Source organism: Nocardia sp. NPDC060259 (genome assembly GCF_042728775.1).
GTDB lineage: Bacteria > Actinomycetota > Actinomycetes > Mycobacteriales > Mycobacteriaceae > Nocardia.
In genome coordinates, this window is record NZ_JBHXAY010000175.1 from 1 (window position 1) to 7949 (window position 7949).

Genomic DNA, 7949 nt, shown 5'->3' on the forward strand with positions numbered 1-7949 from the left:
CCCGGGCCGGATGACTCCTGATGTCACACCATCTCAGGCACACGCAGGTGAGCGAACCCCAACCTGAACTCCGCCACATCGAGAATCCTGGCACCCGTGACCTTGGTCGCCATCTTCCTGATCCGATCAGCGTGCTCGCGGCTGCTGTCCAGCTCCTCGAGGCTCGCCCAGACGGTGGAGCCGACGCCGCGGCCGGTTGCCCGGTCGACGAACAGGCTGGCGCTGCGGAATCCTTCGAGCTTCTCGAACTCCGGCATCAGCTGTGATTTGAACGTATCGATCGCCTGGTCGATACCGGACGGATCGACCTGCACCCAGGTACAGCGGGTGCACGCGTTCGCGCCTGCCAGGTGATCACGGTGCATCACCGCGACTTCCCACTCTTCGACCTTCTCGACCGGCCCGTGCAGCGACTGGGCCAGACCATCACGCATTGGCTGGACGCGCCGGCTGCTGGCATGCAGTGCGTCCTCGGATTCCCACGCGGTAGTGGCGATGCAGCGCCCTGTCGACCTGTCCACCATCAGCGACAGGCCGACCCAGCCTTCCAGCTCGGGCAGATTCGGCATCACCTCATTGCGGAGGTACGCGAGCCCGCCGTCGATCGACGACGGCTGGGCTGCAATGGTGCTTGAACGTGCGTACACGAGCCACCTCCTGCTCCCATAAAGGCGGCGCCCCGGTGGGCGCCACCGGACATACCCACTGTCCTCCACGGTTACCGTCCGCACAATGCCTCAGCGGACGCGGCGGACGCGGGCCCCTACAACTTGTAGCCGATCTGACGCAGTAGCTGTCGACGGTCTGCCTGATCGTCGGCATTCTCCACGCCCAGTGGTGCGGACCCGTCGATCACTCCGACAATTCCGCGGCCCAGCTCGGTCTGGGCGATCAACACATCCACGGGATTGGCGGTGGCACAGAATATTCCGCAGACTTCCGGGACGTGCCGGATCGCGTTGAGCACATTGACCGGGTATCCCTCACGCAGGAAGACGATGAACGAATGTCCCGCACCGACGGCGAGTGCGTTCGTCGTGGCGAGCTCGATCAGATCGTCGTCGTTGCCGGAGTGCCGGACCAGGCACGGCCCGGATGCCTCGCAGAATGCCAGCCCGAACCGCAGGTGGGAACTGACCCCGACCAGCGCTTCGTGCAGATCCTCGACGGTTTTGATGAAGTGCGCCTGCCCGATGACGACGTTGAGATCATCCGGCTTGTCGATACGCACGGCTGTCAGCTCCACACCCAGCATTCTGCGCCGCACCGATGCCGATGCACAGCACGTCTCGGCACCGATTTGCGCGCGCAGCCCGGAGGGGCCGAAAAAAGCCGGATTCAGGGGCCCACAGGTATTGACAGAACGAAAATCCGGAGAAGACTGTACATATACCAGAACACCGGAAATGAGTGACGCTGTCAGTAGAGACGTCTGTTGACTTCGGTGACAATTTTCGAGGATCTGGCCAGGCCCCCGGCAAGCCAATCGAATGCCAGAGTTGTCAGCGACGACTGAAAGCTCATGGATTCGATGGAGACTACCGGGGACTGTTCTGTGTGGGGGCCTTTCTACTTGGCGTCCCCGTAACACTCCACCACAGCGGTGGTGAACGGGAACCGCACCGGTGTCGATCCGAAAGCGAGCCTGCCCGCGGTCTCGGCCGCGGCGGCGATCGCGGCGGTCACCGTTGCCGCCTCCTCCGCCGGACAGTGCACGATCACCTCGTCGTGCTGGAAGAAGACCAGTTCGGCACGCAGACCGGCGATCGCATGACGCACACCGGCCAGGACCAGCAGGGCCCAGTCGGCGGCGCTGCCCTGCACCACGAAGTTGCGGGTGAACCGGCCACGGGCCCGGGCCGCGGAGCTGCTGCCGTATCCCCCCGGGTTCTCCTGGGCCGGGTCCGGCTCCTCCGGCGCAGCGACCGACAGCGGCGGACAGGTACGCCCCAGCCACGTGCGCACCAGGCGCCCTTCCTCGCCGGCGCGCGCCGCATCGTCGACATAGGCGACCGCCGACGGATACCGCCGACGCAGACCGGCGAGGTGGATCAGGGCATCTCCGGAGGTCTGCCCGTAAATGGCGCCGAGCAGGGCGATCTTGGCTTGGGCGCGGTCACCGCCGAATCCGCGGACCGCCAGATCCGCGTACAGATCCTCACCGCGACCGGCCACCTCCATCAATCCGGGGTCGCGCGACACGGCGGCGAGCACGCGCGGCTCCATCTGGTCGGCGTCGGCGACCACCAGACACCAGCCAGGATCGGCACGGATCGCTTGCCGGATCACCTTCGGAATCTGCAGGGCCCCACCACCATTGGTGGTCCAGCGGCCCGTCACCGTACCGCCGGGCAGGTATTCGGGACGAAATCGGCCGCCATGCACCCATTGTTCGAGCCAGGACCAGCCATGTGCGGTGTACAGGCGATAGAGCGACTTGTAGGCCAGCAGCGGCGCTACGGCGGGGTGGTCGACCTGCTGGAGTTCCCATTTTCGAGTGGAGGACAGCACGATCCCGGAGCGGGCGAAGGCCTTGACGATGTCGTTGGGCAGGTCGGGCCGGACCCGGACGGCACCGCCGAAGGCTCGCGACACCTCATCGGCCAACTCCACCATCCGGCGCGGTTCCGGCGCGCCGGGAACGCGCTCCCCCAGCATGGTGTCCAGCAATTCGCGGTGGACGTCCGCCCGCCACGGGATCCCGGACCGCGACATCTCCGTGGCCACCAGCATGCCCGCCGATTCGGCGGCCAGCAGCAGCCGCATGCGTTCCGGATGTTCGGTCCGCGCCGTCCTGGCGACCTGTCCCGCGTAGACCTCCAGCAGCGCGGTGAACTCGTCCGTGCCGGGCGGTAGCGGCACCGGCGCCGACTCGAACAGCGACGGCTGGGTTTCGGCCGCCCGTGCGGGGGCGTCCGGCGGGACCGGCAGGTTGTGCAGGCGCGCCCAGGCTGCCGCCAGGGAACGCGCCTGACCCGACTGGCCCTCCTCGTGCCCGATCAGCAGGGCTTCCGCGGCCTGCACGTCGTAACAGCGCTCCACGCGCACGCCGGCCGCGAGCAAGGTCCGGTAGATCTCCGCGGTGGATCGCCACACCCACCGCTCGACCTCAGGACGTGAGCGCACCGCCTCGGCCAGCGACGGCTCGTAGACCGCCGGTCCCGCGGGTCGACCGTCCCGCTCCAGGGGACACAAACGAGCACCACCGTCGCCCCACTCCGCCACCGCCCATCGCACGAGACCGAGTCTGGCAGCGGGGTCCGACAACCCGGTGGCGAGCGGCTGCGCGGCCCGGCTTTCGCGGCGTACCGTTGACTGTCCGGTTGCCGGGCCGCACAGTTGGTACAGCAGACTTTGCGCGTGTCGTGGTGGTGTCCACAGGATTGCCGCTGTTCACATGGGGTATCAGCGTGATTGATCGCACACGGAGAGGATGCGATGACGATGCGCGGCCGACGGAATCGACGTGATCGGGAAATTCGCGAAGTACGAGAGATCCACGCCAGGCCATCCCATCAAGTCGCCAGGTTCTTGCTGTCTACGCTGCTGATGGTCTGGGTCGGGTCCGGGATGGTCGCGGCGATGCAGCGAAACTACTTCACCAATCCGCCGGTCAACTGCGGCGAATGGGGCACGATCGCTGTCACACTCGTGGCGGGCCCTCTCAACTATCTGGGGGCGAACCCGAAGATCACCGAGTGCACGCTACCGGAGCCGAGCCAGTGAACGGCGGGAACTAGCCGTTCATGTCGACGACCGGAGGGCCTGCTGTCCAGCCGCCGTCCACGGCCAGCTCGGCGCCGGTCGTGTACGAGGCAGCGTCGCTGAGCAGATAGGTGACCGCCCCGGCGAGTTCCTCGGGCTGCCCGACCCTGCCCAGCGGCGCGTTCGGGAAACCACCCTCCGCCAGACTGATTCCGGTCGGCGCGGTCATCGGGGTGAGCACCATTCCGGGATGGACCGAGTTCACCCGGATCCGGTCGCGCGCGAGCTCTACCGCGGCGACCTTGGTGAGCCCGCGCACACCCCACTTGGCCGCGCCGTAGGCACCTGTGTGCGCCAGGCCGACCAGCCCGGCGGCCGAGGAGATATTGACGATGGAACCGCCACCGGCCGCCCGCAGGGCAGGCACCACCGCGTGGATGCCGATGTTCACCGATACCAGGTTGACCTGGATCACCCGCTGGAACGTCTCGAGCGGCTCCTCGACCAACGGCACACCCGAGGCGGTCACCCCGGCATTGTTCACCAGGCCGGTCAGTGTGCCGAAGGCACCGACAGCGGTGTCGACGGCATGCTGCCACGACGCCGGGTCGGTGACATCGAGGTGGACGAACCGGGCGCGCTCCCCCAGTTCGCCCGCGACGGCGGCGCCGTCCTCGTCCAGGAGGTCACCGATCACGACGCTGCCGCCTGCGGCGACGATCCCGTGGGCGAAGGCCGCGCCAAGACCGCGCGCTCCACCGGTGACCAGTACTACTTTGCCCGAAAGCTCCATCACAGATTCCTTTCTCACCGGATGCCGAAGACCGCGCCGCCGCCGAAGGCCTCGCGATGCGACACCGGCTGTCCACCATCGATATCGGTGATCCCGTATTCGACGGCCGCCTCGGCGGTGATCACCGTGCTGCCGCTGCGGGTACCGATCTCGGGATCGGTGGCCAGCGCCAGGACGACCCGGCCGACGAATTCCGGCGTTTCCGCACCCGCGATCGGAAACCCCTCGATGTCCTCGACGCCCATGGCCAGCACCTGTTCGGTGCGCACGATGCCGGGCCACAGCGACACGGTGCTCACACCCGTCCCGCGTAGCTCCACGGCCATGTCGCAGGCCATTTTGTCCAGACCCGCCTTCGACATGCCGTACAGCACCGAGTGCAGATAGCCGCGGGTGCCGAACGAGGAGATGTTGGCGATGACGCCGCTGCCGCGGGCGACCATGCGTCGCGCCGCCTCGACGGAGGCGACATAGTGCGCGCGCAGGCCGACGCCGATCAGCGTGTCCCAATCATCGACGGGCCGCTGCCAGAACGGGTCGCTGAAGCCGGCGAAACCGTCAGGATTCGCCCACACATTGTTGACCAGCAGGTCGAGTCCGTCCTGTTCGGCGGCGATGCGGGCGAACACGGCGGCGATCTGCGCGTCGTCACGATGGTCGCACCGTACGGCGATGCCGGTGCCGCCGCGGGCGCTCACCTCGGCGGCGGCCACCTCCAGCGGCCCACCGTCACCCGCGCTGCCCCGTCCGGTCAGATACACGGTCCAGCCCGCGGCGCCGAGCGCCAGCGCGATTCCCTTGCCGACGCCACGGCTGGCGCCGGTCACCAGAGCGATCTTCGACATGTCCCGGCCCTACTGCGCGATCCGGCAGGCGTCGTCGAGTGGCCTGGTGATCGCCCACAACCGGTGGAACGTGCACGTCGCGATCTTCCAGCGGCCGTCCTCCACCCGGTATTCGTCGGCGTATTCGCCGGTCGCGACGGTTTCGGTGCGCTCGATCAGGTTGACCTGGCGGAACCGTAGCGTCCACCGGCCGCTCGCCGTGCCGTCCTCGCGCACTGTGATGTCGGGGTGCACTCCGTGGTGCATGTCGAGGATCGCGTGCTTGCCGTCCACCTGCTGCAGGGCGATCGAGGCGAAGACCGCGGCCATGCCGTCGGCGTCCATGGCACCGAGCTCGCCGTAGTCCAGTGCCGAGCCGACCGTGACGAAACAGTCGCGGAACCCTTCGGGGTCCTTGGCGTCGCAGGCGCGGAAGTAGCGGTGCTTGAGCGCGGTGATCGACTCGATCGCCGCCAACCGCGCGAGATGCGTCGCGGCGTCGTCGGGCTGGGGTGTTGCCGTCATGAAACTCACCGTATGACCTGGCGGATGTCAGCGTCTGCGGGCCTTCCCGCTGATCGGGAACGGTCCGCGGATTTCGACGGTTTCCCCTGCGCTGCCCGTGGGTAAAAAGATCTCGATACCCGTTCGCGGAACCGGCGACGGGACGCGGATTCCGCGACATACACCACGGGAGAAAACACAGTGTTGAGTTTGCTCGGCGTCAACCGCCGCACCGAGGCGGCCGACAGTTGCCCCGGCGCGCCCACCTCGGCCGGACTGCTGGAATCGGGTGACATCGTGCTCACCCCGAGGCGCAGCTACCGCGTGATCAGCACGAGTTTCGCCGGCGGCGCACATCACGCCGGACGCGTGATCGCCGATACGGTCGACCTGGTGACCGGCCGCCTGCGCGTCTTCGAATTTCCCAGCACCGACACGACAGTCACCGTCCGCGCGGCGTAGACCGCCACTACCGGGTATCCGCGCGGATCACCCTGCGCGAGAACTGGTCTCGTTCTCGGCGCGCAGGTTCTCCGGCCTGCCGAGTCCGCGATGCGCGCGGATCAGCAGCGCCGAGCGGAGATAGCACAGACCGGTGACGTCGTTCAGGTCGAAGCCGGTCAGCTGGCCGATCCGTTTCAGCCGGTAGTCCACCGTATTCGTGTGGATGAACAACTCGCGCGCGGTCCGCGAGCGCTGCAAATTCGTCGCCATGTACACCTCGAGCGTCTGCAGCAGTTCCGGGTGCGCTTCGAGGGAATCGACGACCGAACTGAGGTAATCGCGGGCCGGGCCCTGCCTGGTCAGCTGATATTCGAATGCCAGTTGATGCGGACGATAGACCTTGCTCGGGCCACCGAGCCGATCCACTATTTCGACCAGTTCATGGACTTGTTCCGCAGCACGCGGGATCTCTGCCGGTACCGCGGTGGTCGTCACAGCGCGCACCGGAACCTGGGCCGCCTCGGACAATCCGGCGATCAACTCGTCCAGTTCGAGCTCGGAGAACTCCGAGGTGGGCAGCAGCAGGGTGCCGCCGTCGACGCTCAACAGCGACAGCACCTTGCCGACGCACCGGTTCGCCAGCTCGGCCTGCACGCGACGCAGCTTGCGCCGGGCAACCACATTGCCGTCGAGGGAAGGGATGAATTCCTCGACATGGGGCGGCAGCGCCAGCGCTACGACGTGATAGTTGTCGGCGACGGTGATGCCGCATTCCCTGGCCATCGTCGACGTGTTCTGACCACCGAGCAATGCCGAGGTCAGCGTGTGGACTGCGGTGTGATGTTCACCGACGACCGAGCGCAGTTCCCGCACATAGGCCAGGGATACCGCCGAGGTGATCATGCTCTGGATGTCGGTCAGCCGCCGGGCCACCCCGACGAGGGTCTCGTGGTCCTGGTTGGTGACACCGGCGATGACGAGGTCGAAACCGAGTTTGAAGCCTTCGTGCACGGCATTGTGGATGGTGTCGATCGGGATGCCCTCCCGCGCCCAGTCCGCGGCCGCGGCTTGGATCTGTTCCAGTCGCCCCGGTAGGTCACGCCCGTCGAGCGCGCCCCTGGTCAGCTCGAGACACACCCGGGTCACCGTGGTGACATCACCGTCGAGTACCTCGCCGGGCAGTGTCGCGCACGGCACGACATTCTCGATGAAATGGCCCACCATCTGACGGGATATCGTCCGCACATCCTTCAAGGGGTTCGATACCGGGCGGCCCGCTGCGGTCAAGAACGGCGCAATGGAGGGTGAGACAGCCATGATGAATCCTTCCCAACCCAGATCACTGGGCAAGACCCCAATCTACCGTGTAGAACAAACCGCCGTCCCGGCTTCGCTTGTGATAAACAGCAACGGAAATCCGGATAAATTATGGATTCCGACAACGGCGCGCATGCCTCCGACGATGGCGGGTCCCCCACCGCCGGAGGCACTCCGGCTACCCGGTCACAGGCACAGCGCCAGCTCGAGCGGGCCGATATGTGGGAGGGGCAGGCAGACTTCCACCGAACCCGCAACGGGGGCAGGGGAAGCCGCGGTGGCGGTACCGGCGCTCAGGGCGCACGCGGACAGCGCCAGTGCGGCGACGGCTAGCGGACGGGCGATTCTGGGGTTCATACGGT

Annotated in this window: 9 protein-coding genes; 2 read left to right on the top strand and 7 right to left on the bottom strand. The window is 66.9% G+C overall.

Annotation, left to right across the window (positions count from 1 at the left end):
* Positions 1-23 precede the first annotated feature (23 nt).
* From ACFWF2_RS33005 to ACFWF2_RS33015, 3 genes are all read right to left on the bottom strand, one after another.
* A complete protein-coding gene (locus ACFWF2_RS33005) occupies positions 24-647 on the bottom strand; it encodes a hypothetical protein (RefSeq protein ID WP_379311398.1) in 624 nt (207 codons plus the stop codon).
* A 116-nt stretch (positions 648-763) separates the two neighbouring features.
* The gene (locus ACFWF2_RS33010; protein ID WP_379311399.1) at positions 764-1246 is read right to left on the bottom strand and encodes an adenosine-specific kinase; all 483 of its coding nucleotides are present in this window, start codon (positions 1244-1246) and stop codon (positions 764-766) included.
* A 323-nt stretch (positions 1247-1569) separates the two neighbouring features.
* Entirely contained in the window at positions 1570-3237 is a 1668-nt protein-coding gene (locus tag ACFWF2_RS33015; protein ID WP_379311400.1) for a bifunctional 3'-5' exonuclease/DNA polymerase, read from the bottom strand.
* Between the two features lie 201 nt (positions 3238-3438).
* On the opposite strand from ACFWF2_RS33015, the gene ACFWF2_RS33020 reads away from it, so the two are divergent.
* Complete coding sequence (locus ACFWF2_RS33020; RefSeq protein WP_379311401.1) at positions 3439-3726, top strand: hypothetical protein; 288 nt, start codon at positions 3439-3441, stop codon at positions 3724-3726.
* Positions 3727-3736: 10 nt separating this feature from the next.
* Here ACFWF2_RS33020 and ACFWF2_RS33025 read toward each other — a convergent pair whose 3' ends face one another.
* Genes ACFWF2_RS33025 through ACFWF2_RS33035 form a run of 3 tightly spaced genes read right to left on the bottom strand, consistent with a single transcriptional unit; the run spans position 3737 to position 5847 of the window.
* Positions 3737-4498, bottom strand: coding sequence for a glucose 1-dehydrogenase (locus ACFWF2_RS33025; RefSeq protein WP_379311402.1), 762 nt, complete (start codon positions 4496-4498; stop codon positions 3737-3739).
* Positions 4499-4512: 14 nt separating this feature from the next.
* Positions 4513-5343: an SDR family NAD(P)-dependent oxidoreductase gene (locus ACFWF2_RS33030; protein WP_379311403.1), complete on the bottom strand. Its 831-nt coding sequence runs from the start codon at positions 5341-5343 to the stop codon at positions 4513-4515.
* 9 nt (positions 5344-5352) lie between these two features.
* Positions 5353-5847: a nuclear transport factor 2 family protein gene (locus tag ACFWF2_RS33035; RefSeq protein WP_379311404.1), complete on the bottom strand. Its 495-nt coding sequence runs from the start codon at positions 5845-5847 to the stop codon at positions 5353-5355.
* A 180-nt stretch (positions 5848-6027) separates the two neighbouring features.
* Here ACFWF2_RS33035 and ACFWF2_RS33040 point away from each other — a divergent pair, with 180 nt between their 5' ends.
* Positions 6028-6288, top strand: coding sequence for a hypothetical protein (locus ACFWF2_RS33040; protein WP_379311405.1), 261 nt, complete (start codon positions 6028-6030; stop codon positions 6286-6288).
* 27 nt (positions 6289-6315) lie between these two features.
* On the opposite strand, the gene ACFWF2_RS33045 is transcribed toward ACFWF2_RS33040, so the two are convergent.
* Positions 6316-7587, bottom strand: coding sequence for a PucR family transcriptional regulator (locus ACFWF2_RS33045; protein WP_379311406.1), 1272 nt, complete (start codon positions 7585-7587; stop codon positions 6316-6318).
* Between the last annotated feature and the right edge of the window lie 362 nt (positions 7588-7949).

What these genes read in the sequence shown, in the direction of transcription:
- ACFWF2_RS33020 (WP_379311401.1), top strand. Translation starts at nt 3,439, where the DNA reads ATGACGATGCGCGGCCGACGGAATCGACGTGATCGGGAAATTCGCGAA.
- ACFWF2_RS33025 (WP_379311402.1), bottom strand. Translation starts at nt 4,498, where the DNA reads ATGGAGCTTTCGGGCAAAGTAGTACTGGTCACCGGTGGAGCGCGCGGT.
- ACFWF2_RS33030 (WP_379311403.1), bottom strand. Translation starts at nt 5,343, where the DNA reads ATGTCGAAGATCGCTCTGGTGACCGGCGCCAGCCGTGGCGTCGGCAAG.
- ACFWF2_RS33035 (WP_379311404.1), bottom strand. Translation starts at nt 5,847, where the DNA reads ATGACGGCAACACCCCAGCCCGACGACGCCGCGACGCATCTCGCGCGG.
- ACFWF2_RS33045 (WP_379311406.1), bottom strand. Translation starts at nt 7,587, where the DNA reads ATGGCTGTCTCACCCTCCATTGCGCCGTTCTTGACCGCAGCGGGCCGC.